General features: G+C 70.8%; 27 protein-coding genes. 10 read left to right on the top strand and 17 right to left on the bottom strand.

The window, feature by feature from the left end; genetic code table 11:
* The 4 genes from CG723_RS18800 to CG723_RS18815 all read left to right on the top strand — a co-directional run bounded on the left by CG723_RS18800 (window position 1) and on the right by CG723_RS18815 (window position 5,046).
* Window positions 1-618: a TetR/AcrR family transcriptional regulator gene (locus CG723_RS18800; protein ID WP_100594583.1), complete on the top strand. Its 618-nt coding sequence runs from the start codon at window positions 1-3 to the stop codon at window positions 616-618.
* A gap of 101 nt (window positions 619-719) precedes the next feature.
* Window positions 720-2,033 carry an aldehyde dehydrogenase family protein gene (locus CG723_RS18805; protein ID WP_234374381.1) on the top strand — a complete coding sequence of 438 codons (1,314 nt, stop codon included), beginning with the start codon at window positions 720-722 and terminating at the stop codon, window positions 2,031-2,033.
* A gap of 188 nt (window positions 2,034-2,221) precedes the next feature.
* Complete coding sequence (locus CG723_RS18810) at window positions 2,222-4,558, top strand: molybdopterin cofactor-binding domain-containing protein (RefSeq protein WP_100594585.1); 2,337 nt, start codon at window positions 2,222-2,224, stop codon at window positions 4,556-4,558.
* An 11-nt stretch (window positions 4,559-4,569) separates the two neighbouring features.
* Window positions 4,570-5,046, top strand: a complete 477-nt coding sequence (locus tag CG723_RS18815) for a (2Fe-2S)-binding protein (RefSeq protein ID WP_100594586.1) — start codon at window positions 4,570-4,572, stop codon at window positions 5,044-5,046.
* A 32-nt stretch (window positions 5,047-5,078) separates the two neighbouring features.
* Here CG723_RS18815 and CG723_RS18820 read toward each other — a convergent pair whose 3' ends face one another.
* The 3 genes from CG723_RS18820 to CG723_RS46255 all read right to left on the bottom strand — a co-directional run bounded on the left by CG723_RS18820 (window position 5,079) and on the right by CG723_RS46255 (window position 6,450).
* Window positions 5,079-5,867, bottom strand: a complete 789-nt coding sequence (locus CG723_RS18820; RefSeq protein ID WP_100594587.1) for a hypothetical protein — start codon at window positions 5,865-5,867, stop codon at window positions 5,079-5,081.
* Window positions 5,868-6,052: 185 nt separating this feature from the next.
* Entirely contained in the window at window positions 6,053-6,298 is a 246-nt protein-coding gene (locus CG723_RS18825) for a hypothetical protein (RefSeq protein WP_159032483.1), read from the bottom strand.
* On the bottom strand, window positions 6,295-6,450 hold the full coding sequence (locus tag CG723_RS46255) for a hypothetical protein (RefSeq protein ID WP_159032484.1): 156 nt from the start codon (window positions 6,448-6,450) through the stop codon (window positions 6,295-6,297). The genes CG723_RS18825 and CG723_RS46255 overlap by 4 nt, the downstream gene beginning before the upstream one ends.
* A gap of 108 nt (window positions 6,451-6,558) precedes the next feature.
* Between CG723_RS46255 and CG723_RS18830 the strand changes: the two genes are divergently transcribed.
* Window positions 6,559-7,710, top strand: a complete 1,152-nt coding sequence (locus CG723_RS18830; RefSeq protein ID WP_100594589.1) for a serine hydrolase domain-containing protein — start codon at window positions 6,559-6,561, stop codon at window positions 7,708-7,710.
* A 3-nt stretch (window positions 7,711-7,713) separates the two neighbouring features.
* Here CG723_RS18830 and CG723_RS18835 read toward each other — a convergent pair whose 3' ends face one another.
* On the bottom strand, window positions 7,714-8,436 hold the full coding sequence (locus tag CG723_RS18835; protein WP_100594590.1) for a TetR/AcrR family transcriptional regulator: 723 nt from the start codon (window positions 8,434-8,436) through the stop codon (window positions 7,714-7,716).
* A 181-nt stretch (window positions 8,437-8,617) separates the two neighbouring features.
* Between CG723_RS18835 and CG723_RS18840 the strand changes: the two genes are divergently transcribed.
* Window positions 8,618-9,568, top strand: a complete 951-nt coding sequence (locus tag CG723_RS18840) for an NAD-dependent epimerase/dehydratase family protein (protein ID WP_100594591.1) — start codon at window positions 8,618-8,620, stop codon at window positions 9,566-9,568.
* 12 nt (window positions 9,569-9,580) lie between these two features.
* Here the strand turns inward: CG723_RS18840 and hemC are convergent, their stop codons facing one another.
* Both hemC and CG723_RS18850 read right to left on the bottom strand, forming a co-directional pair.
* Window positions 9,581-10,516, bottom strand: coding sequence for a hydroxymethylbilane synthase (hemC, locus tag CG723_RS18845; RefSeq protein ID WP_100594592.1), 936 nt, complete (start codon window positions 10,514-10,516; stop codon window positions 9,581-9,583).
* A 43-nt stretch (window positions 10,517-10,559) separates the two neighbouring features.
* Window positions 10,560-11,315 carry a hypothetical protein gene (locus CG723_RS18850; protein WP_100594593.1) on the bottom strand — a complete coding sequence of 252 codons (756 nt, stop codon included), beginning with the start codon at window positions 11,313-11,315 and terminating at the stop codon, window positions 10,560-10,562.
* A gap of 188 nt (window positions 11,316-11,503) precedes the next feature.
* Between CG723_RS18850 and CG723_RS18855 the strand changes: the two genes are divergently transcribed.
* A complete protein-coding gene (locus CG723_RS18855) occupies window positions 11,504-12,037 on the top strand; it encodes a GNAT family N-acetyltransferase (protein ID WP_159032485.1) in 534 nt (177 codons plus the stop codon).
* A 4-nt stretch (window positions 12,038-12,041) separates the two neighbouring features.
* Here the strand turns inward: CG723_RS18855 and CG723_RS18860 are convergent, their stop codons facing one another.
* Complete coding sequence (locus CG723_RS18860) at window positions 12,042-12,635, bottom strand: helix-turn-helix domain-containing protein (protein ID WP_100594595.1); 594 nt, start codon at window positions 12,633-12,635, stop codon at window positions 12,042-12,044.
* Between the two features lie 119 nt (window positions 12,636-12,754).
* Here CG723_RS18860 and CG723_RS18865 point away from each other — a divergent pair, with 119 nt between their 5' ends.
* Window positions 12,755-13,801: an NAD(P)/FAD-dependent oxidoreductase gene (locus CG723_RS18865; RefSeq protein ID WP_442802573.1), complete on the top strand. Its 1,047-nt coding sequence runs from the start codon at window positions 12,755-12,757 to the stop codon at window positions 13,799-13,801.
* Window positions 13,802-13,877: 76 nt separating this feature from the next.
* Here the strand turns inward: CG723_RS18865 and CG723_RS18870 are convergent, their stop codons facing one another.
* Together CG723_RS18870 and CG723_RS18875 are read right to left on the bottom strand one after the other, a co-directional pair.
* Window positions 13,878-14,837, bottom strand: a complete 960-nt coding sequence (locus CG723_RS18870; RefSeq protein WP_100594596.1) for a nucleoside hydrolase — start codon at window positions 14,835-14,837, stop codon at window positions 13,878-13,880.
* Window positions 14,838-14,931: 94 nt separating this feature from the next.
* Window positions 14,932-16,359, bottom strand: a complete 1,428-nt coding sequence (locus CG723_RS18875) for an MFS transporter (protein ID WP_100594597.1) — start codon at window positions 16,357-16,359, stop codon at window positions 14,932-14,934.
* Window positions 16,360-16,496: 137 nt separating this feature from the next.
* Between CG723_RS18875 and CG723_RS18880 the strand changes: the two genes are divergently transcribed.
* On the top strand, window positions 16,497-17,291 hold the full coding sequence (locus CG723_RS18880; protein WP_199841810.1) for a GntR family transcriptional regulator: 795 nt from the start codon (window positions 16,497-16,499) through the stop codon (window positions 17,289-17,291).
* Between the two features lie 35 nt (window positions 17,292-17,326).
* Here CG723_RS18880 and CG723_RS18885 read toward each other — a convergent pair whose 3' ends face one another.
* From CG723_RS18885 to CG723_RS18905, 5 genes are all read right to left on the bottom strand, one after another.
* A complete protein-coding gene (locus CG723_RS18885) occupies window positions 17,327-17,971 on the bottom strand; it encodes a GOLPH3/VPS74 family protein (RefSeq protein WP_100594598.1) in 645 nt (214 codons plus the stop codon).
* A gap of 131 nt (window positions 17,972-18,102) precedes the next feature.
* Window positions 18,103-18,792, bottom strand: a complete 690-nt coding sequence (locus tag CG723_RS18890; protein WP_100594599.1) for an alpha/beta fold hydrolase — start codon at window positions 18,790-18,792, stop codon at window positions 18,103-18,105.
* 89 nt (window positions 18,793-18,881) lie between these two features.
* A complete protein-coding gene (locus CG723_RS18895; protein ID WP_100594600.1) occupies window positions 18,882-19,784 on the bottom strand; it encodes a polysaccharide deacetylase family protein in 903 nt (300 codons plus the stop codon).
* Window positions 19,785-19,800: 16 nt separating this feature from the next.
* Complete coding sequence (locus CG723_RS18900; protein ID WP_100594601.1) at window positions 19,801-20,955, bottom strand: maleate cis-trans isomerase family protein; 1,155 nt, start codon at window positions 20,953-20,955, stop codon at window positions 19,801-19,803.
* On the bottom strand, window positions 20,952-22,289 hold the full coding sequence (locus CG723_RS18905) for an MFS transporter (protein WP_100594602.1): 1,338 nt from the start codon (window positions 22,287-22,289) through the stop codon (window positions 20,952-20,954). Before CG723_RS18905 ends, CG723_RS18900 begins: the two co-directional genes overlap by 4 nt.
* Before the next feature lie 139 nt (window positions 22,290-22,428).
* On the opposite strand from CG723_RS18905, the gene CG723_RS18910 reads away from it, so the two are divergent.
* The gene (locus tag CG723_RS18910) at window positions 22,429-23,109 is read left to right on the top strand and encodes a GntR family transcriptional regulator (protein ID WP_100594603.1); all 681 of its coding nucleotides are present in this window, start codon (window positions 22,429-22,431) and stop codon (window positions 23,107-23,109) included.
* 141 nt (window positions 23,110-23,250) lie between these two features.
* Here CG723_RS18910 and CG723_RS18915 read toward each other — a convergent pair whose 3' ends face one another.
* The 3 genes from CG723_RS18915 to CG723_RS18925 all read right to left on the bottom strand — a co-directional run bounded on the left by CG723_RS18915 (window position 23,251) and on the right by CG723_RS18925 (window position 26,137).
* Window positions 23,251-23,763 carry a hypothetical protein gene (locus tag CG723_RS18915; protein WP_100594604.1) on the bottom strand — a complete coding sequence of 171 codons (513 nt, stop codon included), beginning with the start codon at window positions 23,761-23,763 and terminating at the stop codon, window positions 23,251-23,253.
* A 76-nt stretch (window positions 23,764-23,839) separates the two neighbouring features.
* A complete protein-coding gene (locus CG723_RS18920) occupies window positions 23,840-24,628 on the bottom strand; it encodes an SAM-dependent methyltransferase (RefSeq protein ID WP_100594605.1) in 789 nt (262 codons plus the stop codon).
* Window positions 24,629-24,694: 66 nt separating this feature from the next.
* On the bottom strand, window positions 24,695-26,137 hold the full coding sequence (locus tag CG723_RS18925; RefSeq protein WP_100594606.1) for a hydrolase: 1,443 nt from the start codon (window positions 26,135-26,137) through the stop codon (window positions 24,695-24,697).
* Between the last annotated feature and the right edge of the window lie 112 nt (window positions 26,138-26,249).

Raw genomic sequence — 26,249 nt, forward strand, 5'->3', positions numbered from 1 at the left:
ATGGGCGCCGACCGGCTCGACGAGGTCCTCGACGCCACCTACGACTGCCTGACCAGGTACGGCGTTCGGCGCACCACGATGGACGACATCGCTTCCACCATGGGCGTGTCCCGGTCCGCGGTCTACCAGTACGTACGGAACAAGGACGACGCCTTCCGCCGGCTCGCCGAGCGTCAGCACACGCAGGCGCTGGGGCGAGCCCGGCGGGCGGCAGCCGAGGATTCTCCCCTCGCCGAGCGCGTCCGGGGTGTCCTGGCGGCCAAGCTCGACCTGGTCCTGCGCCTCGCCGGGGACTCGCCGCACTCCGCCGAGCTCCTCGACGCGAAGGCCCGGCTGTTCGCCGACATCTGCCACACGTTCACCGCGGACCTGCGCCGGCTGCTGACCGGCCTGTTCACGGAGGCGGGCACCCCCGCCGCCGTGGAACCCGCCGAGGCCGCCGACATCTGCATCGCCCTGGTGGTCGGCCTGGAGTCGGTGTCCGACGCACGGCAGTTGTTCACCCCGGCCACGGACGCGCTGCTCGCAGGGCTCCTCGGCGGCCCCGTATCCGTATGCACCTCGCGGGTGACAACGCCCGGCGGGGCGCCCCCCGGATCGGCGACACATCCCGCCTGACCGGCCACACTGTGCCCACCCCAGGCCACTGCCGCGTTCTTCCCCCCACCCCTGACCTCCCGCTCGACACCCGCCGAGCACCCCCTCGCAGGAGACCCCTCGTGACCGACATCGATGACCTTGTCGTCCGCCTCCGCGCCACCTTCGCCAGTGGCCGCACCAAGCCGCTCGCCTGGCGCAAGGAGCAGCTCACCCGGCTGCGCGCCATGTTCACCGAGCACCGGGGCGACATCGCGGACGCCCTGTACGCCGATCTGCACAAGCCGCGCGCCGACGCCTTCGCCACCGAAATCGACTTCCCCGTACGGGAGATCGACCACACCCTGAACCATCTCGACGAGTGGCTGCGCCCCCGGCCCGTGGCGTCCGGCGCCCTCGCGGGTCTGCCCGACGGATCGGCGGCCGGAACGCAGTACGACCCGCTCGGCACCGTCCTGATCATCGCGCCCTGGAACTACCCGGTGCAGCTGCTGCTGGTGCCGCTCGTCGGCGCGCTCGCGGCCGGCAACACCGTCGTACTCAAGCCGAGCGAGGTCACCCCGGCGACCTCCGCGCTCATCGCCCGCCTGGTGCCCGAGTACCTCGACAAGGAGGCCGTCGCCGTCGTCGAGGGCGGCATCCCCGAGACCACCGAACTGCTCGCCCAGCGCTGGGACCACATCTTCTACACCGGCAACGGAATGGTGGGCCGCATCGTCATGCGCGCCGCCGCCGAGCACCTCACCCCGGTCACCCTCGAACTGGGCGGGAAGTCACCGGTGTTCGTGGACCGCGACGTCGATCTGAACCGCGTCGCCGAGCGCCTCGCGGGCGCCAAGTTCCGCAACGCCGGTCAGACATGTGTCGCCCCCGACTATGTACTGACCGACCCGGAGACCGCCTCCGAGCTCGCCGCCGCGCTCGCCAAGGCGGTCGAGGCGATGTTCGGTACCGACCCGCAGTCCTCGGACGCGTACGGGCGCATCGTCAACGAGCGGCACTTCGACCGGGTGTCCGCGCTGCTGGGCTCCGGGACGACGGCCTTCGGCGGGCAGGCCGACCGTGACGACACCTACATCGCGCCGACCGTCCTCACCGGCGTGAAGCCCGACGAGCCGGTCATGCGGGAGGAGATCTTCGGCCCCGTCCTGCCCATCGTCGAGGTCGCCGGACTCGACGAGGCGATCGAGTTCATCAACGACCGCGACAAGCCGCTCGCCCTCTACGGCTTCACGGAGAGCGAGGACACCCGGCGCCGCCTCGCCGACGAGACGTCCTCCGGCGGCATCGGATTCGGTCTGCCGATGGCCCATCTCCGCGTCCCCGAGCTGCCGTTCGGCGGAGTCGGTGAGAGCGGTCTCGGCAGCTACCACGGCCCGCACTCCATCGCGACGTTCAGCCACCGCAAGGCCCGGCTCGACGTGCCGCTGGGCTGAACCGGCCGGGCGGGGCGGGTCCCGGCGGCCCGCCCCTCTCGCAGCCGCGAGCCGTGATCCTCAACTGCCCCCGCATACGCGAGTGTGTGGCAGTCATGTGGAGCTTCCCCGCACCGTATACACCGTCCGCCTCACGCGCCCTAGGCTTCCCGGTTGATCAACTCAATCCGTGCGCCGGGAGGCACCCCATGGCAGAACAGAGCCGTTCGCCACGTGAACCCGCTCAAACCGATGGTCGTGGTGTTCCCGGACGGCGACGGGTGCTCGCCTATCTGCTCGCCGCGCCGACGCTGGCGGTCGGTGCGCGCATCGGCCTGGACGCCGTAGGCGGTGAGTCCGCAGAAGCCGCGGTGCCTTCCGTACCGCAGCCTGAGGAGCTCTTCGACCTCGGTGACATGCAGACCCTGGCGGCTGCACCCACGTCCGGTCTGATCTCCGTCCAGGTGCACTCCGACGGGACGGCGTCGTTCGCGGTTCCACGCGCCGAGGTGGGCCAGGGCATGACGACGGCGGTCGCCATGATGATCGCCGAGGAGATGGACCTCCCGCTGGCGAAGGTACGGGTGTCCCTGGCCGACGCACGCCCGGAACTCCTGATGAACCAGCTGACCGGCGGCTCCAACTCGATGCGCAGCATCTACCTCCCCGTCCGCTCCGCCGCGGCCGTCGCCAGGCAGCGGCTCGTCGCCACGGCCGCACAGCAGTGGGGCGTACCGGAGTCCGAACTGGCCACGCGGGACGGCGTGATCACGCACGGCACCGCGAAGAGCGCGACGTACGGCTCGCTCGCCGAGGCGGCCGCCACCGCGCGCACCGTCACCGCCTCCGCCCATCTCAAGTCCACGTCCGACTTCACGATCCTGGGCACGCCGCAGAACCGTATCGACGCACGCGACATCGTGACCGGCGCCAAGAAGTTCGGCATGGATCTGCACGTGCCCGACGCCAAGCCGACGATGGTGCGCAGGCCACCCACGGTCAACGGCACGGTGGTGTCCGTCGCGAACGCCGACGCCGTCAGGAACATGCCGGGCATCACCGATGTCGCGACCGTCGAGCACGGTGTCGCGGTTCGCGGCGAGACCTTCGGCCAGTGCATCGACGCGCTGCGGGCGCTCGACGTGACCTGGGGCCCCGGCACTGTGGACAAGGAGTCGGACGACACCGTCCTCGCCAAGCTCAGGGCCGCGGCGCTGCCCATGGTCGTACCGCCGCTCCTCACCAAGAAGATCGACGCCGAGTTCACCTTCGCCTTCGCCAGCAACAGCCCGCTGGAGCCGGACAACGCGATCGCCGACGTGCGGTCCGGCCGCGCCGAGATATGGGCGAGCCTCAAGGTTCCGATCGTGGCGCAGCGCGACATCGCCGACCGGCTCGGGCTGCCGCAGACGGCTGTCACGGTGCATGTGGTGGAGGGCGGCGGTTCGTTCGGGCGGCATCTCTTCCACGACGTGGCCGCCGAGGCCGCGGAGATCTCGCAGAAGATGGGCAAGCCGGTCAAGCTGTCGTGGTCACGGACCGACAACTTCCGGCAGGGCAGGACCCATCCGATGTGCGTCTCGCGCGTGCGCGCCACCTACGCGCTCGGCAACGTCGTCAGCTACGAGCAGCGCCACACCAGTTCGCAGACCGACTTCGGGCACGGGCTCGGAGAGATGATCACGTCGACGGCGGCGAAGCTGCCCGTGGCCGGCAACCTCACGTTCGCCGAGACCATCTTCCAGCTGACCCAGTCCACGCCGTACAACTTCGGTGTCACCACGCAGCTCCTCAACGAGGTGCCGCTGAAGTTCAACACCGGCAGCATGCGCAACATCTACTCGCCCAACGTGGCCTGCGCGCGTGAGCTCGTCGTCGACCAACTGGCCGCGAAAATGGGCAAGGATCCCGTCGCCTTCCGCCGCGAGTTCCTCAAGGAGAAGCGGCTGCGCGCCGTCCTCGACAAGGCGGCCGAGGCCGGGGAGTGGGGCAGGTCGCTGCCCGCAGGTGTCGCACAGGGAATCGCCCTGCACACGGAGTACCGTGGCGCGGTCGCCTCGCTCGTCGAGATCGACTGCCGGCCCGAGACGGTGAACCGCAAGGTCAGGGACGGTGTCACCGGCCCGCGCGTGACCCGCGCCCTGATGGTCGTCGACGCCGGATTCGCCATCAACCCCCGTGGTCTGGAAGCCCAGATGATGGGCGGGATGAGCGACGCGCTCGCGATGGCCCTCACCTCCAGCCTGCACATCAAGGACGGCATCCCGCTGGAGGGCAGCTGGGACCACTACTTCTACACGCGGCAGTGGAACACCCCGCCCGAACTGCGGGTCATCGTCATGCCGTCCACCGGTGACAAGCCCTCAGGGGCGGGCGAGCTGGGTGTCGCGCCCGCGTTCGCCGCCATCGCCTGCGCCTACGCGCGCGCCACGGGCACCCTGCCGACGAGCTTCCCGATCAACCACGCCACCCTCTCCTTCGACCCGCTGCCCCTCGAACCGTCCACACCCCAGTCCCCCACCGACGGTCTCGACCGCGCCTTCTGAGGAGCCCCGCCATGCCCAGTCACACCTTCAAGCTCAACGGCGAGCAGATCACGGTCGAGGCCGAGGACGACGTACGGCTGCTGTGGGTCCTGCGCGACCTGCTCGGCGTCACGGGACCCAAGTACGGCTGCGGCCTCGGCGTGTGCCAGGCCTGCACGTCGCACATCAACGGCAAGGCGTTCAACCCGTGTTCGGTACCGGTGTCGAAGATCGGCCCCGAGGACGAGGTCACCACCATCGAGGGTCTGCCCGCCACGGTGGGCAAGGACCTCCACCCGATGCAGGAGGCCTGGCTCGACCTCGATGTCGCGCAGTGCGGGTACTGCCAGCCGGGCCAGATCATGACGGCCGTCGCCAAGGTCCGGCGCGCGGCGGAGGCCGGCCGCGACATCACCGACGCGGACCTCGACGAGATCCGCAACATCTGCCGCTGCGGCACGTACACGCGTATCCGCGAGGCCATCAGGACGGGCGCGAAGAACATGTGAACGCCCGTCGTGCACCGCCCCGGCGACAGGCCCTAGATCAGCAGCCGGGGCGGCGCGGGCCCTCTGCCGACGTCGCGTACGAGGTCCAGGCCGAGTACCCGGTCCACGTAGGCGAAGGTCTCGAAGAGCGCTCCGGCCGGGGCGTCCCCGGAGTGCTCCAGGCGGTGCAGCGTGCGCAGCACCCCGGGCAGGTCGAGGTCGTCCTCGAGGCAGTCGCGCATGCTGTCGCGGGCGGGTCCCGGCATGGGCCGGGACGGGCTGTCCGCCCAGGTGGCCACCGCGTGCCGCCACCGCAGAAGCGTGTGATGGGCGGCGGACACCGACGCGGGTGCGAGGCGCAAGGGCTCCGTGCGGGGCTCGGTCAGGAGCGCGAGGCGCAGGGCCAACGGGTCGTCGGCTCGGTCCGCGACGCCGTCGGCGGCGTGGGCGTCGCCGACGGCGAGCCGGATGACGTCCCCGTTCGCCTCGTCCGGCGCGTCCTCATTCGGTCCCACACGAACGGCGAACGGACCGCCCAGCTCGCCCTCCACACCCCGCTCGTCCCCGTGCGCGGCGGCCGGGTGAATGCCGAGGTCGGCGGCCCGCGCCTGGAGCGCCGCGCGCCGCTCGTCGGCCCCGTCCGGGCAGATCAGCCCTGTGTACGCGATGGTTCCGGACAGCTCCAGTACGCGGGTCAGGACGTCGGCGACGAGCATCGCGCGTACGTCGGAAAGCGCCTCGCCGCCCTCGGGGAGGGTCACGGGCACGCCGATGCGCACCACGCTCCGGTGCATCACCGGAGCGACAGGAAGGCCCGAGCAGGCATCGACGAGGCGCAGCATGGCGCGAAGCCTATGCGCAACTCCCTCCGCCCGCCGAGACGTGCGGCCGAATCCGGACCTCGCGCGTCGCGGATCGGGGGTCCGCCACCGGCGTTCAACCCCAACTGGCCGACAGTGTCGATGTGTTGGCGAGGCGGTCACGCGCGGCGGAGCCTGCCGCCGGTGATGGCCGGCAGGAGGGGCGCTCACAGGGCGCTCCACGACATCTCCATCCAACGCGGCCACACCCACGACCGCGGCGAAGACGCCGTCGCCCTGCGGCGCGGCGCGACGAGATCGGCCACGACTGCTCGCCGGGTGGCCTCCTGCACACCGGTCGCCGCACCCCACACCGGAGCGCCGAGCACGACCGGGGCGAGGGAGTCGGTGAACTCGAGCGCGGGCACCGCCGCCGAGAGGACCGGCAGGGCGATCAGCACCCCTCCCGTCACGGCGCCGACGACGGCCGCGGATGCGCCGAGCGAGGCGAGGAGGGGCCGGTGACCGAACGGGCGCCCTCGTAGACGGGGTCGGCGACGAAGCTGACCGTGCCGGACCGGACCACGAACCGCCACAGCCTCATCGCTGCCGCCTCTTGGGTCATCCGGCCTCCTCCCCGCCGCCTTTCGGGTAAGCCGGCGGCGCCCCCGCCGATGAATACGCGCCGCGTGGGGAGTCTCCCCTTCGACCCCACACTCGAGAAGGTGGATCGATGACCAGCTTGCAGGACATTTTCGCGCCGCACGTCCGCGACGGTTCGCTGCCGGGGGCGGTGGCGCTGGTGGCCCGTGGTGACCGTGTCGAGGTGGAGACCGCCGGTTCGGCCGCCCTCGGAGGCAGTACTCCGATGGCCCGGGACTCGATCTTCCGCATCGCCTCGATCACCAAGCCCATGGTCGCCGCGGCCGTGATGATGCTGGTCGACGAGGGGCGGATCGCGCTGAACGACCCGGTCGACCAGTGGCTTCCCGAGATCGCGAAACCGGTCGTGGTCTCTGCGCCGGACGCTCCGGTCGACGACGTGGTCCCCGCGGCCCGGCCGATCACAGTGGCCGATCTCCTGACGTTCCGCGCGGGCTGGGGCTTCCCGTCCGACTTCTCGCTGCCGGCGGTCCAGTCGCTGCTCGGGTTGCAGAAGAACGGCCTCTCCCCTCAGCTCGTCCCGCCGCCCGACGAGTGGATGGCGCACCTCGCCCGCATCCCGCTGCTGAACCAGCCGGGTGAGGCGTGGCTGTACAACACGTGCTCCGACATCCAGGGAGTGCTGATCTCCCGGGTGACGGGGAGCGCGCTGCCGGACTTCCTGGCCGAGCGCGTCTTCGAGCCGCTCGGGATGACCGACACCGGATTCGAGGTGCCGGCCGGCAAGCTCGACCGGTTCACCACGTCCTACCGCCCACGCCCGGAGGGCGGCCTCGAACTGGCGGACGCTCCCGACGGGCAGTGGAGCAGCCTGCCCGAGTTCCCGTCCGGCGCCGGCGGGCTCGTCTCGACCGTCGACGACTGGCACGCCTTCGCCAGGATGCTGCTCGCGGAAGGGGTCGCGGGCGGCCGGCGTCTCCTGTCGGCCGACGCGGTACGGCAGATGACGACGAATCATCTGACGGTTGCTCAGCGCGAGGCCAGCGGCCTGTTCACGGAGGGGCAGGGCTGGGGCTTCGGCGGCTCGGTCGACGTGGCGCCCAACAATCCGTGGAACGTCATGGGCCGCTACGGCTGGGTCGGCGGCACCGGAACGGCGGCGTATCTCGTCCCGTCCACGGGCGCGGTCAGCATCCTGCTCACACAGGTGGAAATGACCGGCCCCACCCATCCCGCGCTGATGCGCGACTTCTGGCGGTACGTGGCCGCCGAGACCGCCTGACCGTCAGGCGAGGCCGAACGCGTCGGCCAGCATGTCGATCTGGGCCGCGAGCAGCGTGCCGCCGCCGTGGCCCATCCCCGCGAACTGACCGGACACCTCAAGGCTGATCGCTCCATGAAGGTGGGACCAGGCGAGCACCGCCCCGGCGAGGGCGGTGCCCGCCTCCTCGCCGTGCGCGGACTCGCCGGCATGCTGCTGCACCCACTCGGCGACCGAGGTGTCCCGGCCGGCCCATGCCGTCATCTCCTCGACGAGCGACTGAGCCACCTCCGAGGGGCGCGCCCCCTCGAACGCGGTGAGGAACGGGCCGAGTACGGCGCGGGCGCTGTCGAGCGTGTCGGCCGGGGCCGTGTACCCGGGCACGGGCGTGCCCTGGATCAGCAGGTAGCGGTGCGGCTGCTCGGTCGCCCAGGAGCGGCAGGCGTCCGCGAGCCCGTGCAGCCGGGCGCGGGCTGTGGGCGCCTTCGCGGGCCAGGTCCCGGCGACCGCGGTGACAGCGGCGGCGAGGTCGGCGTACGCGTCGCGGATCAGCTCGGTCAGGAGCGCGTCCCGGCTGTCGAAGTAGCGGTACAGGGCCGGGCCCGACAGGCCGACCTGCTTGGCGATCCGGGTCAGGGCCACGGCCGCCGTGCCACCCTCGGCGAGCTGCGCGAGGGCGATGTCCTTGATCTCCGCGCGCGTCTGCTCGCGGTAGCGGGCCCTGGGGGTCCGGGCGGTCTCGGCCACGGCGGCTGCTCCTCTGAACGGATGACGGCTGACCGCTGGACGAATCAACTGCGTGACTCAGCCTAACGACAGTTCCGGAGCGTAACGACGGCAGGCCACCCAGGACCTTGCCACACATCATCACTTCAGTTACGGTCTCTAACTAAAGCGATACACAATCAACCGCTGAGAGGAAAGCATGATGACTGCCACCGCACACGGATCCCACACCGTTCTCGGCTCGGGCCCCGCAGGGACCGCGCTCGCCCAGGAGCTGGCCGGCCGCGGCCACGCCGTGCGGCTCGTCGACCGCAAGGGTGACGGCCCCGCCGTCGACGGGGTGGAGCGGTTCGCGGCCGACGTGAGCACCCTCGAAGGCGCGCGGGTCGCTGTCACGGGAGCCGACGTCGTCCACCACTGCGTCAACGTCGGCTATCACCTCCAGGTCGAGGTGATGCCCCGCATCACGGAGGCGATCCTGGGCGCCGTACAGGAGACGGGCGCGCGGCTCGTCGTCCTCGACACGCTCTACCCGTACGGGGAGACCAAGGGCGAGGTGATGACCGAGAGCACGCCGTGGAACGCGACGTCACGCAAGGGCAGGATGCGGGCCGAGCTCGACGGGGAGTACCTCGCGGCCCATCAGGAGGGCCGGGTCAGGGTGGCGCTCGCCCGCTCGGCGGACTTCGTCGGCCCGGGCGTCATCAACTCCTCGCTCGGCGCCACCGTCTTCCCGGGCGCGCTGACCAGCGGCGAGGTTCTCGGCCTCGGCGACATCGACCTGCCGCACAGCTACACGTACATCGGCGATGTCGCCTCGGGGCTCGCGACGCTCGGCGAGCGGCCCGACGGCGACGGGCGCGTATGGCACCTGCCGACCGCGCCGGCGGTCAGCACCCGCGAGATCCACCGCCTGATCGAGGCGCGCGTCGGGCGCCCGCTCAGCGCGACGATCCTCGACGAGGCCCGCCCCTTCGGCCCCTTCGACGAGGTCTTCATGGCCGAGTACGCCGAGATGTTCTACCAGCACACCGAGCCGCAGATCGTCGACTCCGCCGCCTTCGAAGCGGCCTTCGGTGTGCGCCCCACACCGCTCGGCGAGGCCCTGGACCACACCCTCGCGTGGTACGGCGAGTGGCTCGCCGCGCAGTGACGGGCCTGCCGTTCAGTGCGAGATCGAGTCGATCAGCTCACGCGCTCCCTGCCGCATCAGGGCCACGGCGACCGAGGTGCCGAGGGTCGCGGGGTCGAGAGGGCCGGCCCACTCGTGAGCGTTGAGCACGGTCTTCCCGTCCGGGGTGAACACGCAGGCCCGCAGCGACAGATCACCGCTGCGCTCCGCCCTGGCGAACCCGGCGATCGGGCTGTTGCAGTGCCCCTGGAGGACGTGGAGGAACATGCGCTCCGCGCTCGCCTCGCGGTGGGCGTCGGGGTCACCGAGCCCGGAGATCGTGTCGATCAGGTCGGTGTCGCCCTCACGGCACTGAAGAGCCAGGATCCCTGCGCCGATCGGCGGGCACATGACCTCGGGCGACAGGACCTCTGTGATCACGTCCGTACGCCCGATGCGTTCGAGGCCGGCGGCGGCCAGGAGGAGCGCGTCGGCGTCGCCCGCCGCGAGCTTCTCCAGGCGCCGGTTCGCGTTTCCTCGCATCGGCACGCAGTCGAGGTGCGGGTACGCGGCGGAGACCTGGGCGATGCGGCGCACGGACGAGGTGCCGATCCGCGTGCCGGACGGGAGTTGGTCGAGCGTCAGGCCGTCCGGATGGATGAGGGCGTCCCGGATGTCGTCCCGCTTGAGGAACGCGGCGAACACCGTTCCCGCGGGCAGGGGCCGGTCGGCGGGCACGTCCTTGACGCAGTGCACCGCGAGGTCGGCCTCACCGGCGAGCAGCGCGGCGTCGACCTCCTTGGTGAACGCCCCCTTCCCCTCGACCACGGACAGGTCGCCCATCCACTTGTCGCCGGTCGTCTTGACGGGGACGACCGAGGTGCGGATTCCCGGGTGCAGGGCGGCCAGCTCGGCGCGCACGCGCTCCACCTGGGCCAGTGCCATGGGCGAGTCGCGGGAGACGATGCGGATCAGTTCAGGGGCGGACATGGCCTCCACGATAGAGGGTCACACCCGCCCGTCCGACGCGTGTTCAGCGACCGGCCGTGAACTGGTCGCCCGTCACGGTGACCTTCCGGCCGACCGGTGTGTCGGACGACGTGCTGCTCAGGCAGCTGCCGGACGCGGGATCGGTGACGGTGGGGAGGCTTCCGGTGTACTTGTTCCCGCCCTCCGTCCCGACGGGTCTGCCATAGGTGACGGTCACCTGCTGCGAGCAGCCCGCCGTCAGATACGGCTCGATGAACCCCTGGTCGGCGGACTTGAACCGGCCGGACGCGACGGGGAGCCTGAAACTGCCGATGTGCGCCACGTCGGCACCGGTCTCGGTGTTGACGACCTCACCGTTCATCAGCTGCGTCGTACCGTCGTCGCTCACCCGCGAGAGCTTGACGGCATACATCGTGCCCTTCGTGTACGGGAATTGGACGGCGCAGCTGACGCCCGCGCCGCCGTCGGCGCCGTACTTGCAGTGGCTGTCCGTGGTGGTGGCGTTGGCGTTGAAGGAGCTGAAGATGGCCTGGAGGGTGGGCTTTCCGTCGACGGCCGGCTTCGGCTGGAAGCCCGCGTACGGCCGGGTCCCGCTCTCCAGGGTCGTGTAGTACGCGAAGTAGATGCCGGAGGCGTCGGGGGCCGACTCGAACGACATCGGCAGGGTCAGCTCGGTGACGGGCGTCGGTGCGCCCGTCGTCCAGCGGACGGTGGGCGTCGAGGCCCAACTCTCGCCCGCCGCACCCAACGTGAGCAGTACGGCGGCTCCGGCGGCTGTGGCCAGACGTAGCGGATTCATCGTCTCTCCTCGTACTCGGCGGCGTGCGGGCTGCGCGACAGCATGTAAGCGTTTGCTATTCACTCGCAAGAGGGCTCGGAATGTTTCTGTCTTTTACTATGGCGGCGGCGATTTGACGGGTAGTAACCGCTCACATCGGGAAGGCGGGCCCGCACGCCCCGTACCGGCACACGAAAGGCGAGAAGTCCGTGGACACGAGCCAGGCCCGGCACACCGACGGCGACCTCACGGTCCGTAAGGGAGGAGCCGAGTTCATTGACCGCCTCGCTCCCCTCTGGCTCGCGCTGCACGCCCATCACCAGTCCGTGCAGCCCGGGTTCCCCTACTTCCCCGACGAGGACTCCTGGGAGCTGCGCCGCGGCTGCTACCGGCGCTGGATCCTCGACGAGGGCTCGTTCGTGCTGCTCGCCGAACGGGACGGGCAGCCCGTCGGGTACGCCTTCGTACAGATCGAGGAAGGCCCGGACGACACCTGGGTGACCGGCACCCGCATCGCCGAGCTCCAGACGCTGTCCGTCCTGCCGGCCGAGCGCGGCCACGGCATCGGCACCCTCCTGCTCGACCTGGTCGACGCCGAGCTGGACCGCATAGGCGTCACCGACCTGCTCATCGGCACGCTGGCCGCGAACACGGGGGCGCAGCGCCTCTACGAACGCCGGGGCCTGCGGCCGGTGTTGGTGTACTACGCCCGGTTCGCCGCGGACGACGCGAAGCCGGCGTAGGAGCTCATCCCTCGCTGGGCCGTGCCCGCACGTGGAGCCGTTCGCCCTGGGGGCCGAACAGGGAGAGGAACTCGACCGGGTACGTACCGGCGTTGGCGAAGCCGTGCGGGGTGCGTGTGTCGAATTCGGCGGCCTCACCGGCCGTGAGGATGAGGTCGTACTCACCAAGGGCCAGGTGCAGGCGGCCGGTGAGCACGTAGAGCCACTCGTAGCCCTCGTGCGTGTTCTGCTCGGGCCGCACCCCCTCGCCGAGTTCACGCACCGGCATGATCTGTTTGTAGGCGTGCAGGCCGCCCAGGTGCCGGGTCAGCGGGATGTAGGTGTGGCCGTTACGGGTGATGGGGCGGGGGTGGATCCGCGGGTCGCCCGTGTCGGGTGCGCCGACCAGCTCGTCGAGCGCCACATGGTGGGCCTTGGCCAGCGGCAGCAGGAGTTCCAGCGTGGGCTTGCGCTGCCCGGACTCCAGGCGCGAGAGGGTGCTCAGCGAGATGCCGGTCTGCTCGCTCAGCCGGGCCAGGGTCGTCCCGCGCTCGTTCCGCAGGGCCCGCAGCCGAGGCCCCACGCCGGCCAGGACCGGGGTGAACTCGTCGTCGCTCATGCCTCGATTTTGCTCTTATGGCAAAGAACTTTGTCAACCGGGACAGGACCGGCGCAGGCTCGGTAACGAACGGAGGCGATCCCATGAGCAATCAGCTGGGCAAGCAGATGGAGCCGATGATGAGCGTTCACCCTTCGCGTGACGAGCGGCGCTACGACGTCGTGGTGATCGGCGGTGGCGCCGCCGGGCTGAGCGGGGCCCTGACTCTGGGGCGGGCGCGCCGCTCGGTCCTCGTGATCGACGCGGGCGAGCCGCGCAACGCCCCGGCCGACGGCGTGCACAACTACCTGGGCCGCGAGGGCACACCTCCCGGCGAGCTCGTGTCCACCGGCCGCGACGAGGTGCGCCGGTACGGCGGGGAGATCGTGGCGGGCCGCGTCGTCACGGCCGAGCGGGACGGCGACGGGTTCCGGGTCGTGCTCGACGACGGCGGCGCCGTGTGCGCCGCCCGGATCCTGGTCACGACGGGCCTGGCGGACGAGCTGCCGCAGGTGCCGGGCCTTGCCGGACTGTGGGGTTCGGATGTCCTGCACTGCCCTTACTGCCACGGCTGGGAGGTCCGCGACCAGGCGGTCGGCGTCCTCGGTACGGGACCGGCCGCGGTGCACCAGGCCCTGATGTGGCGGCAGTGGAGCAAGAGCGTCACCCTCTTCCTGCACACCGCGCCCGAGCCCACCGACGAGGAGTACGAACAGCTCGCCGCCCGCGGGATCAGCGTGGTCGACGGCACGGTGGCCGCGCTGGAGAACGAGAACGGCCGGCTGGCCGGAGCCCGCCTGGAGCGCGGCACGCTCGTGCCCGTCCAGGCCCTGGTGGTCGCGCCCCGGTTCACCGCGCGCGCCGGCTTCCTCGGCTCCTTGGGGCTCGAACCGTCCGAGCAGGAGATGAACGGCATGGTCATCGGCACGCGCATCCCCGCCGGTCCCACCGGTCAGACGGCGGTTCCCGGGGTGTGGGCGGCGGGCAACGTCACCGAGCTGACCGAGCAGGTCATCGGCTCGGCCGCCGCGGGACTGCGCGCGGCCGCGGCCATCAATGCCGATCTGATGGCGGAGGAGACCCGTGCCGCCGTCGAGGCGCGGCGCGCCGACTTCTCCGGGTTCTCACCGGAGGCCGAACGCCAGGTGTGCGAGCGGGTTCTCGGCAGCCGGCGTCACGGCCTGTGACGCGGAGGCCCCTCCCCGAGCCGTGACGCCTTGAGCCGTACGCCGGCGCGGTGCGGCCCACGTCCCGTCGTCCTGGTCAGAGTGCGAGCATGCGCTCGGTCAGATGGGCGGCCACGTCGGTGTCCGCGGCGAGGACGACGCGGCAGCGGGCGCCGGGCTGGTCCGGGAAGCCCTGGTGGGCGCCGCGCAGGTCGCAGATGGTCTGGCCGCGGCCGGGTCCGTCGGTGTCGTCCACGGTCACGTGCACGCGGGGGGCGAGGCTCGCCACGACGCCGCCGGTGGCGACGGCGGCGGCCAGCGGGTCGTGCGCGGCGCAGCAGGGGCGGCCGAACGTCTGGACGTAGAAGGCGAAGTAGACGTCGAGCATCTCGCCGAGTGCGCGTGCCATGGGTCGTTCCGACTCCAGGAGCTGCGTGCGGTGCGACTCCTCGAGGGTGTGCGAGAGGGTCACGTCGAGGGGGACGAGGGTGATGTCCCACGGCGCATCGAGGACCGCGTTGGCCGCTTCGGGGTCGTTGTAGATGTTCGCCTCCGCGACGGGCGTGACGTTCCCGGAGACGAGTCCGGCGCCGCCCATGATGGTGATGTCCTGTACCAGCGACGGGAGTTCGGGGTCGAGCTTGAGGGCGGCCGCGATGTTCGTGAGGGGGCCGGTGGTCAGGAGCCGCAGGCGGCCCTCGTGGGCGCGGGCCAGGCGGACGATCATCTCGGGGCCGCTCTCGGCCTCGGGGGCGGACTGGGCGTCGGCCACTTCGATGTCACCGATGCCGTTCACGCCGTGGATGTGGGGGACGCCGCCGGGGAAGGTACCGGCGAGCGGGTCGTGCTCGCCGACGGCGACGGGTATCTCGGGCCGTCCGGCCAGTTCGAGGAGCGCGAGGGTGTTGCGGGCGGCCTGCGTCGAGTCGACGTTGCCGCTGACCGTGCCGATGCCGACGAGGGAGATCTCGGGCGAGGCCAGGAGGTAGGCCAGAGCCATCGAGTCGTCGATGCCGGTGTCGCAGTCGAAGTAGAGCGGCTGCGGTGCGTTGTTCATGGGGTTCTCGACTTCCTTGTGCACGTGCGGGTTCGGGTTCGGGGAGGCCAGGGTGTCAGGAGTGGCCGGCGCGGAGTTCGGGGAGGTCGGGGTGTCACTCGTGGTCGGTGCGGGGCGCCGCGATGCAGAGGCTGGTCCCGAGGGCGAGGACGGTGATGGCGACCGAGATCCACAGGGCGGTGGCATAGCCGCCTGCCGTGGCGCGGGCGGCGTACGGGGCGACGATGCCGATACCGAGGCCCGCGCCGATGCCGAACGCGGCGCCGTTCAGACCCGGGAGCGCAGCGGGCGCGTCCTTCGGCGAGAGGAGGACACCCAGCCCGTTGAGCGTCGTGAGGACCAGGCCGTTGTACGTGATGCCCAGGAACGCGACCGCCGCGAGGACGAGCCACTTGTCGAGCGGGAAGGCCGCGACTGCGCAGAGGGCCACGATGCTCAGGACGAGGCCGGCGCGCAGCGTGGTGAGCCAGCCCCGCTTGCCCGCGAGCCACCCGGCCAGCGGCGCGGCCCCGAGGCCGATGAGCGCGGCCGGGGTGAGGAACAGCAGCGCAGAGTCGGTCGCGGAGAGGCCGAAGCCGGTGTCGGGGTTCTGGCTGATGACGACGACGGTGAAGTTGACGACGGCGAAGACGCCGGACAGGACGAGCACGGTCGTCGTGACGAGGGGCCACATACGGCGCGACCTGAGGTGGGTCAGGGAGACCAGCGGGGTGGCCCGGCCGCGCTCGACGAGGCCGAACACGAGGGCGGAGACGAGGGTCCCCGCGAGGTAGCCGAGGGTGCTCGGGCTCGTCCATCCGTCGGACGACCCGTGCGAGACGAAGTACGTGACGCAGTACAGCGCGACGGACAGCGTGCCCGCGCCCCACCAGTCCATGCGGCCCGCGATGACCGACGGCCGGTCCCTGGGGATGAACAGCGCGACGCACACGGCCGCGAGGACCCCGACGACCAGGATGACGGCGAAGATGGCGCGGAACCCGTAGCGGTCGGAGAGCGCGCCGCCGAGGAATCCGTCGACTCCGCCGACGCCGCCGTTGATGGCGGTGACGACGCCGAGCGCGGTGCCGAAGACCTTCGCGCTCAGGCGTTCGTCGAGGATCACGTAGGCGATCTGGAAGACGGCGCTCGACGCGCCCTGGAGGACCCGGCCGATGAGCAGGACCGGCAGGTTGGGGGCCAGGAAGCAGATCAGGGTGCCGACGGCCGTCACGGTGAGCACCGCGACGAGGACCTTGCGCCGTCCCACGAAGTCGCTGATCCGGCTGAGGATGACACCGCCGATGGCGCCGGCCAGGAAGAACAGCGAGGACACCTGGGCTATGTCGTCCACGCTGCCGCCGAGCCGCCCGGCCATGTCGGGCAGTGCGGGCGTGACCATGCTCGCGTTGAGCTGGAACGAGATCACGGCGAGCAGCAGGGTGGCGACCAGGCCCGCGACCTGCGCGCCGCGCAGGGGCGGTACGTCGGGCGCGGCCACGGGGCCGACGCCCTCTCTGTTCTGCACACCGTGACTAACCATGTTGGACACCTTGGTCTCGTAGCGTCGCCGCGCGATTGATGTGTGATGTTATACCTCTCGGTCCGACATGCGTCCAGAGCCGAACTTCCGGGGCTACGCTGGTCCCCCAATCCAGCAGCACGGCCTAGTGAGGTGCAGTGGTCGCGACCGTCGACAACTTCGGCGACTTCTTCGATCAGCCCCTGACGGTTCCCCTGGGGCAGCCGCGACGTGTGGCGGTGTACTCACGCCTCGCCGCCGGCATCCGCTCGCAGGTCTTCCCGCTCGGCTCCCTCCTGCCGAAGGAGAGCGACCTCGGCGCCCGCCTCGGCGTCAGCCGTACGGTCGTCAGGGAAGCCCTGATGCTCCTGGAGGAGGACGGGCTCATCCACACGCGGCGCGGCGTCGGCCGTTTCGTGGCACCCGAGTTGCCCCGCGCGGGCCTCGAACGGCTGCGGCCCTTCGAAGAGGTGCTCGCCTCCCAGGGCAAGGCCGTCGGCGTGGAGAACCTCCAGGCGACCATCCAGCACGCGACGGACTTCGTCGCGGGCGGCCTCAAGCTGGACCCCGACGCGAACACATGGTTCTGGGAGACCCGGCTCACGCGCGACGGCGAGCCGGTGGCACTCGTCCAGGAACACATCCCAGCCGGGCGCGACCTGCGCGACATCAGCCCGCTGCTCGCCGAGCGCCTGCGGGACCCGCAGGATCCGGGCCGCACCCTCTTCGCCGTGATGACGGACCTGCTGGGCCCCGTCTTCGGCCCGGGTGAGTGCGCGATGACGGCGGGCGTCGCGGGCGCCACGCGCGGACGCCTGCTGTCCCTGCCCCCCTCCGCCCCGCTGCTCATCCTCACCCAGACCGCGCAGCACGGCGGCCGGCCGGCGTATCTCGCGAAGTACATCGTCCGCGCCGGGGAACGGCTCTCGATCAACCAGCCGCCGCAGTCGTAGGACGCTCGCCGGGGAGCGCGTCCGGGTCAGGGCCGTCAGCCACCGCCCATCCCGCCCTGCGCCGCCACCATCGTCATGCCGAGACCGCCGACCGCCTTGCCCAGGCCGGGAGCCACGGCGTCGAGCCGTGCCGTCAATTCCGCGATGCGGTCCTTGCGGGCGTGGGCATCCGATCGGGAGACGACCGACCGGATGCCGCCGGCGGCGGCCAGGGCCACCAGCGCGGCGTCGGCGGGCGCGATCCGCGCGGCCGGCTCGACGCCGTGCAGAAGTCCGGCCGCCGTGGCCTGGAGGGAGGTGACCGCGGAGGCGTCCCGCACCGTCACCTCACGGCGGGACCGGCCGAAGGACTTCTTCTCCTCGACCGCGAGGACTCCCTCGGCGACGAGCCGGTCCTCGACCGCGTGCAGCGTCTCCTTGCGGTCGTGCCTGATCCAGGACTTCCAGCCGCGCCGGTCGCGCGCGACATGGCTGAGCGTCAGGTCGAGGACCGGGTCCCCGGTCGGTCCCGGCGTCGCGACCGACACATCGCCCCCGGAGCCGACGAGGTTCCCCCGGATCGCCAGCTCGGCCAGGACGGCGGCCCGGATCAGGAACCCGGTCCTCGTGCGGTCGTAGAGGCCGTGGGCGGAGGTGTCGTAGGCCGTGAGATAGATCCGGCCGTACAGAGTCTGCGTCATGGCATCGACGCTACGGCGAGCATGACCGTGAGTGATCCGCCCAGCGGGTGGAGCGGCGCTGCGCCCAACGGATGAGCCGGCCGGGCGCTCATCCGGAAGGGCGCGTCACGCCACCGGGGTCCCGGCGGACGTCAGGCGCTCTCCTTGACGTAGGCCTCAAGGCAGTCGGCGAGCTCCATCGGGTGACTCAGTGCCGCCAGATGGCCGCCCGGCACTTCGTCGGGCGTGATGCCCAGTCGGTCCTCCGCCACCCGGCGCTGGAAGTCGGCGGGGAAGAAACGGTCGTCGCGGCCGGTCACCACCCGCGTCTCCACCGCCGGCCACACGTCGAGGGTGAACGGCGTCGCGAAGGCCGCCGCGGACTCGTCCTGGTTGTGCTCCGCCGACGCGTCGATCAGCGTCTGCGGCAGGTCGTGCAGGAAGTACGTCTCCAGGTCGGTCTCCGCGTCGGGGTCGCGGCCCTCACGCACGTCGTTCGCGCGGCGGGCCTCTTCCTGGCCGGTGTGGGCCCACCACTCCCCCGGTGTCTCGCCGGGCCGCGGGATCATCCCGTTGACGAGTACGAGGAGCGACACGGGCAGGCGCGGGCACACCAGCGGCGCGGTGAACCCGCCGAGGGACTGCCCCACGACCACCAGGTCGGTCCGGTCACCGACAGCGTCGACAACCCTGTCCACGTACTCCGGAAGACCCGCCCGGGTGTCGTCTCCGGGAAGGTCCACGGAGACGACGTCCCGCCCCCTGCGCATCAGCTCGTCACCGACCCCGTGCCAGTACCAGGCCGAGCCGCCGGCTCCAGGGATCAACACGTACGTGGTCATGGTGCACCCTCCACGATGGGACCGTCCGTCTTCTGTGTGACCGCCGTGCGCACGACGGTCCTCTCTCTGACTCTCGGTCCCCGCGGAACTCACCGCATGTCGGCGGGCCGCTCCTTGGACTCGAACGGGAAGCGGCGGCGGAAGTCGTCGGCCGCGTCCTCCAGGGTGCAGAAGGAGACTCCCTCGTGGGCGGAGACGTAGGCGATGAAGCGCTCCAGCATCAGCAGCACCTGGGGGCGACCCGAGACATCCGGGTGCAGCGTCACCGGGATGACCGCGTAGTCGAGCTCGCGGTGGACCCAGTCGAACTGGTCCTTCCAGTCCTGTTCGAGCGCGCGCGGCGACACATAGCCGTGGCTGTTGTGGGAGTGCTTGTTGAACATCATGGGCGGGAGGTCGTCCACGTACCAGTTGCCGCAGAACTCGACGAGGTCGACCTCGTGGCCGTGCATGAGGGGCTTCATCCAGTCCTTCGCCTCGCCGGAGTAGTCGATCTTCGTCCAGGAGTCGCCGACGCGGGCGTAGAAGGGGGTGAAGTCGCGGTAGTTCTGCGAGTGGTCGTAGGAGAAGCCGTACTTGTGGAGCAGCGCGGCGGTCGACTCGGACATCTCCCACCAGGGGGCGACGTAGCCCCTGGGCCTGCGACCGGTGAACTGCTCGATCAGTTCGACGGACTTCGCGAGGACGTCCTCCTCCTGCTGGGGGGACATCGCGATGGGGTTCTCGTGGCTGTAGCCGTGCGCGCCGATCTCGTGGCCCGCCTCGACGATCATGCGGGTCTGCTCGGGGAACGTCTCGATCGAGTGACCGGGGATGAACCACGACGTGCGGATGCCGTGGCGTTCGAACAGCTTGAGCAGGCGCGGGGTGCCGATCTCTCCGGCGAAGACGCCGCGCTGGATGTCGTTCGGGGAGTCCTCGCCGCCGTAACTGCCGAGCCAGCCGGCGACGGCGTCGACGTCGACTCCGAGGGCGATCTTGATGTCCTTCATGGGGGCAGCTCCTAGGTCACAGGGCGGTGCGGATACGGGTGACGGCGTCGTCGAGGGCGGCGGTGTCGGTGGGCGTCCAGTCGCGTTCGGCCAGGCTGTGGACGGAGATCCAGCCGGTCATGGCTCCCCCGGTCTCCACAGGGGCGAGCATCTGGGCCTGCACCCCGTAGACGTCGATGAGGGCCTTCGGCGGGTGTGGGTCCTCGTGGAAGTGGGGCTGGATCAGCGGCTTCCGGTGCTGTTCGAGCCACACGACGGTGTTCAGGTTGCGCTGGTCGAGCGACGCGTCGCGGCGGATCGGGCGGACGCCGGGGCGCAGCGCCTCGCCGGCGGTGAGGTCGACGTGGAGGCCGAGCTCGGGCAGGTCGACGCGGAACGTGGTGCGGTCGGCGCCGGTCTCGGCGAGGAGGCGGTTCAAGGTGTCCTGGATCAGGGCCCGCAGGCTGCCCGAGCGCAGCAGGTCGCCGTGGCCGGTGAGGCGGGGGGCGGCGCCCGCGAGGTCGAGGGCCTTCCAGAGGGTGACGGTGACCGAGTCCAACACCGGTATGCGCAGGGCCCCTTCGAGCCGTTCGGCCTCTCCGGCGCCGCGCACGTTCGTGCAGAGGACGGCCACGGCGTGCGTGTCTTCCTCGGCGGCCTGCTCGATCTGCCGGGCGATGTCGGTGGCGGGGATACGGGCGAAGGCCTCGTTGTGGTCCTCGCCGAACGGCTCCGCGAAGGAGCAGGTGATCCCCTCCTTCGCGTACGTGTCGACGATCCGCTCGCACACGTCCCGGGTGTAGGGCAGCGCGAGTCCGAGCCGGGTGACGCCGTACGCGGCGCAGGCGTCGAGGAGGGCGAGCGTGGAGGTGGTGGCGGGGATGCCGGTCTCGGCGGTGATCGCGGCGGCGAGTGCGCGGTCGCGCTCGACACCGAGCCAGGAGCCCGACGTGCCGTTCCACGCGATGACATCGACCTTGGCGTCGGCGAGCTGTCGGGCCGCGGCCAGCATCGGGCCGGGGTCGAACTGGGCGTCGCTGTCCCCGTCCAGGGCTATCCGGGTGACCGGGACGCGCGCGAAGTGGGCGGTCGCGGCGTCCGTACCGTGCAGGAGGGCGTAGGTCTCCGGCTCCAGGGCGGTGTTGGACGACGGGGTCAGCATCCCGAGGCGGGGTGGCGTGTGACTGGTCATCGGGTGGCGAGCCTCCTTGAGTAGTCGATGACGAGGGACGAGACGGTGAACAGGACGCCGGCGGCGACGAAGTAGAGCAGGGCCCAGGTGTAGGAGCCGGTGCCGCCGACGATGAATCCGACGGCGATGGGCGTGACGATTCCGGCGATGTTGCCGGAGAGGTTCATGGCGGCGCCGACGACGCCCGCGTTGGCCCGGCCGCCGAGGATCGAGGGCAGGGACCAGTAGAGGCCGGCCCAGCGCAGGAAGAAGAGCACGCCGGAGAGCAGCGCGACCGCGGTGAGGGCGTCGGGCACGAGGACGACGCCGAGGAGCCCGGCGACGACCGCGGCGCCTGCGATGCCCATCAGCGTGCGCATCACACGGTTGGCTCCGGCGCCGGTGGCCTGCCAGCGGTCGGAGATCCAGCCGCCGGTCAGCTCGCCCACGAAACCCGCGCCGAAGATGGCGAGGGTGGACCAGCCGATGGTCTTGATGTCGAAGCCCTTGGTCTCCGAGAGGTAGAGCGGGCCCCAGGTGAGGATGCCGTAGAAGACGCCGTTGAAGCCCATCCAGCCCAGGCACATGCCCCAGAACGAGCGGTACTTGAGATAGGCGCGGAGGCGGGCGCGCCGGTCGGTGCCGGCCGCGGCGTCCTCGGCGGCGTGGGCGCGGTCGATGTAGTCGGCCTCCGCCGCGTTGACGCCGCGGTGGGCGCGCGGGGTGTCGCGCAGGAACCACAGGGCGAAGAAGCCGATGGCCGCGGTGAGGACACCGGCGACGACGAAGCTGATGCGCCAGCTGCCGGTCCAGGCGATGAGTCCGGAGATGGCGATGCCGCCGAGCGCGGAGCCGAGCGGTGCGCCGCCGTCCATGAGGACGGCGCCTCGGCCGCGTTCCTTCGCGGGCAGCCAGTTGGCGTTGAGTTTGCCGCCGGCGGGCATGACCGGTGCCTCTACGGCGCCGAGGAGCAGGCGGAACCCGAGGAGGGAGCCGACGCCGGTGGCCGCGCCGGTGAGTCCGGTCGCGACGCCCCATCCGACGCAGGCGCCACCGGCCATGTAGCGGGGCCCGAAGCGGTCGATGAGCCAGCCGCTGGGGATCTGCATGAGCGCGTACGTCCAGAAGAACGCGCTGAGGACGAAGCCGGTGACCTCCTTGGAGAGGTGGAGGTCCTCGGTGATGAGGGGCAGCGCCACGGAGACGGATCCGCGGTCGATGTAGTTGAGCGCCACGACGGCCAGGAGAAGGACGAACACTTTCCAGCGGGTGCGGGTGGGCCGGGCGGCGGGGGCGGGCCCCGCGTCGGCCCCGGTTCTTTCATCTGTGCTGTGTACGGGGTTGACCTGCGACATGGCGGACCCTCGATTCGGCAGACTTCGGGTACGTGCTGACGTGCAACTTCCGCGCTATGGCATACCAAACAATGAAGGGAACTCCAGGGCCTCGTCAAGCGTTTGGTATACCGTAAGAGCAACTTTTCGGGGAGGACACATGACACAGGGCCAGACCCGGGACACCACGTCCCCGACCGGGACGGTGTGGCTGCGCGACCAGGTCTGCGAGGGGATCCGCGACCAGATCATCGACGGCAGACTCAAGCCGGGCGACCGCCTCGTCGAGCGGGACGTGGCCGAGGAGTTCGGCGTCTCCCGCATCCCGGTGCGCGAGGCCATCCGCATCCTGATGAGCGAGGGGTTCCTCCAGGCCCTGTCCCCGCGGCGCATCGTCGTCAAGGAGCTGTCGCGCCAGGACGTGGCCAACCTCTTCGACCTGCGCGAGGCACTTGAGGTCCTCGCTGCGCGCCGCGCGGCAGAGAACGCGGACGAGGTTCAGCTCCGGCAAATGCAGCGCCTGTTGGAGAGCGCCCGCAAGGCCACGCTCGCCGGGCGCCCCGAGCGCGTGTCGCGCGCCAACACCGCGTTCCACCACCACATCGTCGAGACGGCGGGCAACGAACTCCTCGCCGCGACCCTCGAACCCCTGGAAGGCCGCCTGCGCTGGCTGTTCCATCAGATCGACGACCCCACGTCGGTATGGGAGGAACACCGCCGCCTGTACGAGACGATCGCCGCGGCAGACCCCGAGGCGGCGGCCGCGTGCGCGCTCCGGCATGTGCGCCACTACAGGGAGGTGGCGCTGCGCCTCCTGTTCGACGCGCCCGACACCTACTGAGCCCCGAGCCCCGTCGGCCACCGGTGGACTCACGGCGCCACGCGCTCGAACGCGGAGGCGGCGCACAGGACTTGGGCGTCGCCGAGGTGGCAGCCGACGATGTGCAGCCCGACGCGCAGACCGTCCCGCGCGGGCTCGCGGTCAGTGCCCCGCGAGCAGCTTCACCCCCACCACGCCGGCCCCGATCACCGCGTCGGCCGCGGCCGCCAGGCTGGAGGTGAGCAGCCCGCCGCCCATCCGGCGGCCGCCCTCGAAACCCCAGGCGGCGATGCCCGCGATGCCCGCGCCGGCCGCGATCCACAGGGCGGTGTCGAGGTCGAGGGCGCCTGCCGCGGACAGAGCGTCCATCGCAAGCGGGCCGGCCGCGGACGAGAGCAGAGGGCTGCTGACGTACAGCATGTGCCGCGCCTCGGCGCGCCCCGGGAACCGCTTGTGCACGACGCGGTGCGCCTGCACGTCCGCGACCAGCGTGGCCAGCCACAGGCCGACCGCGGTGCCCGTCACATAGGCGGCAGCGGTCCAGTGCTCCGCGTGCGGGCTCTGCGCGAGGCCCACGACCACCGCGAGCATCGTGATCGCGGCGTAGATGCGCTCCTTGAGGCGCTCACGCTGGGTGTCGAGCAACTCCCCTTTTTTCTCCACATTTGCTGCCATGCGCGAACAATAAATGCAGCGCCCGCCGGGAGATCACTCCCGCCGGACGCTGCACCGGTGTCCGTCTCGATCCGTCCTACGGCTTGCGCGCCACCGCGCCGTAGATTCCGCCGTTCTCCGCGCGCGGGGCGTCCGTGTCCCGGAACCACTCCGTCGCCGTCACGAGGCCGGGCTCCACGAGTTCGAGCCCCTCGAAGAAGCGGGCGACCTCGTCCCGCGAACGGAACCCGAGCTCGATCCCGCCCTTCGCGTACTCGGCCGTCACCTGCGCGGACAGCTCCGGGAAGATGTCGGACGACGCATGCGACAGCACGAGGTAACTGCCGGAGGGCAGCGCTTCCACCAGGGTGGAGACGATGTCGTACGGCTCCTGGTCCCCGGGCAGGAAGTGCATGAGCGCGATGAGCGAGAGCGCGACCGGCCGGTCGAAGTCGAGCAGCTTGCGGGCGTGGTCGAGGATATCGCGGGGCGCATGCACATCGCCCTGGACGTAGTCGGTCATGCCCTCGGGGCTGCTGACCAGCAGGGCCTCGGCGTGCCGCAGCACGATGGGGTCGTTGTCCGTGTAGACGACGCGCGACTCGGGGCGGATCCGCTGGACGATCTGGTGCAGGTTCGGCGCGGTCGGGATCCCGGTACCGATGTCGAGGAACTGGCCGACACCATTGCCCGCCAGCCACGCGACGGCGCGGTGCATGAACTCACGGTTCTGGCGCGCCCCGTCCCTTGCCTCGGGCGGCAGTTGCTCCCCCACCGCCTCGTCGACGGGGTAGTTGTCCTTGCCGCCGAGAAGATAGTCGTAGACACGGGCGGGGTGGGGCTTGCTGGTGTCTATCCGGGGGCTGGGTGATGTCTCTGCCGTCATGGCCACGCAGTCTGCCACAGCAACTCGCTTGTCAGTACGGATGGTTGGCGGTTGACCTGCGGCCGGTCAGCTCACGCTGACCGACGTGTCGTCGACGACGAACGACGTCTGGAGGGTGGACCCTTCCGTGCCGGTCAGCTTCACGGTCACCGACTGCCCCGCGTAGGCGCCCAGGTTGAAGGTCTTGAGCGCGTAGCCCGGGGCCTCGTTGAGGTTGGAGTAGGTGCCGAGCGTCGAAAGGACGGTGCCGCCGCTGTTGAGAACCTGAACCTTGAGCGTGTCGTACGCCGTAGTGGTAGTGGTCTCGGCCGTGTCGATGTGGAGGTAGAGACTGAGGGTGGCGGTGCAGCCGGTCGGGATGTTCACCGCCTGCGACAAGGTGTCCGTGTGGGCGGAGCCGTAGCCGCCGAGCCATGCCTTGTAGGTGCCGGTGCGCGCGGGTTCGCCGGTGTCGTTGGTGATGACACCGCTGGAGGCGGTCCAGGTGGTGCTGCCCGACTCGAAGCCAGGGTTGCCGAGGAGCTGGGCGGCGGTGCAGGTGCCCCCGCCGCCGCTGCCGCCGGTGGCTCCGGAGAGCCACTCGGTGGCGTTCAGGGCGAGCGGCGCGTTCGTGCCGGCGGGGTCGTTCCAGCCGTCGTAGAGCGTGTTGCCGGACTGGCCCGTGCCGTCGTCGATCGGGGAGCTGTCACCCCAGAACGCGACGCGACCGCTGCCGAACGTGCTGGTGGCGAAGAAAGCGCCCGTGTTGCCTGAATATCCGGTGCGGTAGACGAGGCCCTTGACCGCGGAGTTGTCGCCCGGCTTGAGCGTGGCCGTGGTGCCGCTGCGGATGATGCTGCCGCCGACCTTGCCGAACGACCCGTTGATGACGGGGTCGGTGGTGGAGGTGATGGCCTTGGGGTTGTCGGTGCTGATGCTCAGCGTGTCGACGGAGAAGCCGAACGGGTCCGTGGAGTCGACGGAGTTGTTGGTCATGAGGTCGTTGATGACCTCGACCGCATCGTTGCCGTCGTTGTTGCGGTCCGCGCCGGTGTGGTCGGAGATGAGGAAGAGTCCGCCGCCGTTCTGGACGAACTTCATGACGGCGGTCTTCTCCGCCGCGCCGAGCAGCACGTTCGGCTCTGGCAGCACGAACGTCTCGAAGTTCTTGAGGTCCAGGGCCGACGAGGTCCCGTACGTGATGGTGTTGCCGGACGGCAGCGTCTTGAGCGCGTAGTCGCCGGACTTCTGGAGGCCCACGCCCCATGCGGAGAGCGCGCCCGTCCAGTCGTTCTCGGCGGAGGGGGTCGCGTCCTGGCCGAGCGGGTCGGGCTGGCTGGTGCCGATGATCCAGTCGGCGTTGCCGGCCGTCTCGGCCTTGGTGTTGTCGAAGAGCACGCGGTGGGGCGTCACGGCGACGGCCGGGGTGGCGGCGGTGGCCGCCTGGCCTGCCGTCACACCGGCGAGAAGCATCCCGAGGACAGCGGCTGCGCAGGCGACGCGGCGGCGGGGACTTCTGGATCCGAGCATCCGTCATACCTCCGTGAGGGGTGGGGAGAAGGCGGTGCGGGCGTCGAGTCTGCGCGCGTAGAACACCGGCCGTAAGGAGGGAGAGCCACGCGCGATTGAACAGTACATGGCA

Source organism: Streptomyces sp. CB01635 (assembly GCF_002803065.1).
GTDB lineage: Bacteria > Actinomycetota > Actinomycetes > Streptomycetales > Streptomycetaceae > Streptomyces.

Coding starts and splice junctions, on each gene's coding strand:
- CG723_RS18905 (WP_100594602.1), bottom strand. CDS start 22,289: ATGTCGCAGGTCAACCCCGTACACAGCACAGATGAAAGAACCGGGGCC.
- CG723_RS46255 (WP_159032484.1), bottom strand. CDS start 6,450: ATGACCCAAGAGGCGGCAGCGATGAGGCTGTGGCGGTTCGTGGTCCGG.
- CG723_RS18925 (WP_100594606.1), bottom strand. CDS start 26,137: ATGCTCGGATCCAGAAGTCCCCGCCGCCGCGTCGCCTGCGCAGCCGCT.
- CG723_RS18920 (WP_100594605.1), bottom strand. CDS start 24,628: ATGACGGCAGAGACATCACCCAGCCCCCGGATAGACACCAGCAAGCCC.
- CG723_RS18885 (WP_100594598.1), bottom strand. CDS start 17,971: ATGACGCAGACTCTGTACGGCCGGATCTATCTCACGGCCTACGACACC.
- CG723_RS18815 (WP_100594586.1), top strand. CDS start 4,570: ATGCCCAGTCACACCTTCAAGCTCAACGGCGAGCAGATCACGGTCGAG.
- CG723_RS18890 (WP_100594599.1), bottom strand. CDS start 18,792: ATGACCACGTACGTGTTGATCCCTGGAGCCGGCGGCTCGGCCTGGTAC.
- CG723_RS18830 (WP_100594589.1), top strand. CDS start 6,559: ATGACCAGCTTGCAGGACATTTTCGCGCCGCACGTCCGCGACGGTTCG.
- CG723_RS18820 (WP_100594587.1), bottom strand. CDS start 5,867: ATGCTGCGCCTCGTCGATGCCTGCTCGGGCCTTCCTGTCGCTCCGGTG.
- CG723_RS18875 (WP_100594597.1), bottom strand. CDS start 16,359: ATGGTTAGTCACGGTGTGCAGAACAGAGAGGGCGTCGGCCCCGTGGCC.
- CG723_RS18865 (WP_442802573.1), top strand. CDS start 12,755: ATGAGCGTTCACCCTTCGCGTGACGAGCGGCGCTACGACGTCGTGGTG.
- CG723_RS18915 (WP_100594604.1), bottom strand. CDS start 23,763: ATGGCAGCAAATGTGGAGAAAAAAGGGGAGTTGCTCGACACCCAGCGT.
- CG723_RS18800 (WP_100594583.1), top strand. CDS start 1: ATGGGCGCCGACCGGCTCGACGAGGTCCTCGACGCCACCTACGACTGC.
- CG723_RS18810 (WP_100594585.1), top strand. CDS start 2,222: ATGGCAGAACAGAGCCGTTCGCCACGTGAACCCGCTCAAACCGATGGT.
- CG723_RS18840 (WP_100594591.1), top strand. CDS start 8,618: ATGACTGCCACCGCACACGGATCCCACACCGTTCTCGGCTCGGGCCCC.
- CG723_RS18900 (WP_100594601.1), bottom strand. CDS start 20,955: ATGACCAGTCACACGCCACCCCGCCTCGGGATGCTGACCCCGTCGTCC.
- CG723_RS18910 (WP_100594603.1), top strand. CDS start 22,429: ATGACACAGGGCCAGACCCGGGACACCACGTCCCCGACCGGGACGGTG.
- CG723_RS18895 (WP_100594600.1), bottom strand. CDS start 19,784: ATGAAGGACATCAAGATCGCCCTCGGAGTCGACGTCGACGCCGTCGCC.
- CG723_RS18870 (WP_100594596.1), bottom strand. CDS start 14,837: ATGAACAACGCACCGCAGCCGCTCTACTTCGACTGCGACACCGGCATC.
- CG723_RS18850 (WP_100594593.1), bottom strand. CDS start 11,315: ATGAATCCGCTACGTCTGGCCACAGCCGCCGGAGCCGCCGTACTGCTC.
- CG723_RS18860 (WP_100594595.1), bottom strand. CDS start 12,635: ATGAGCGACGACGAGTTCACCCCGGTCCTGGCCGGCGTGGGGCCTCGG.
- hemC (WP_100594592.1), bottom strand. CDS start 10,516: ATGTCCGCCCCTGAACTGATCCGCATCGTCTCCCGCGACTCGCCCATG.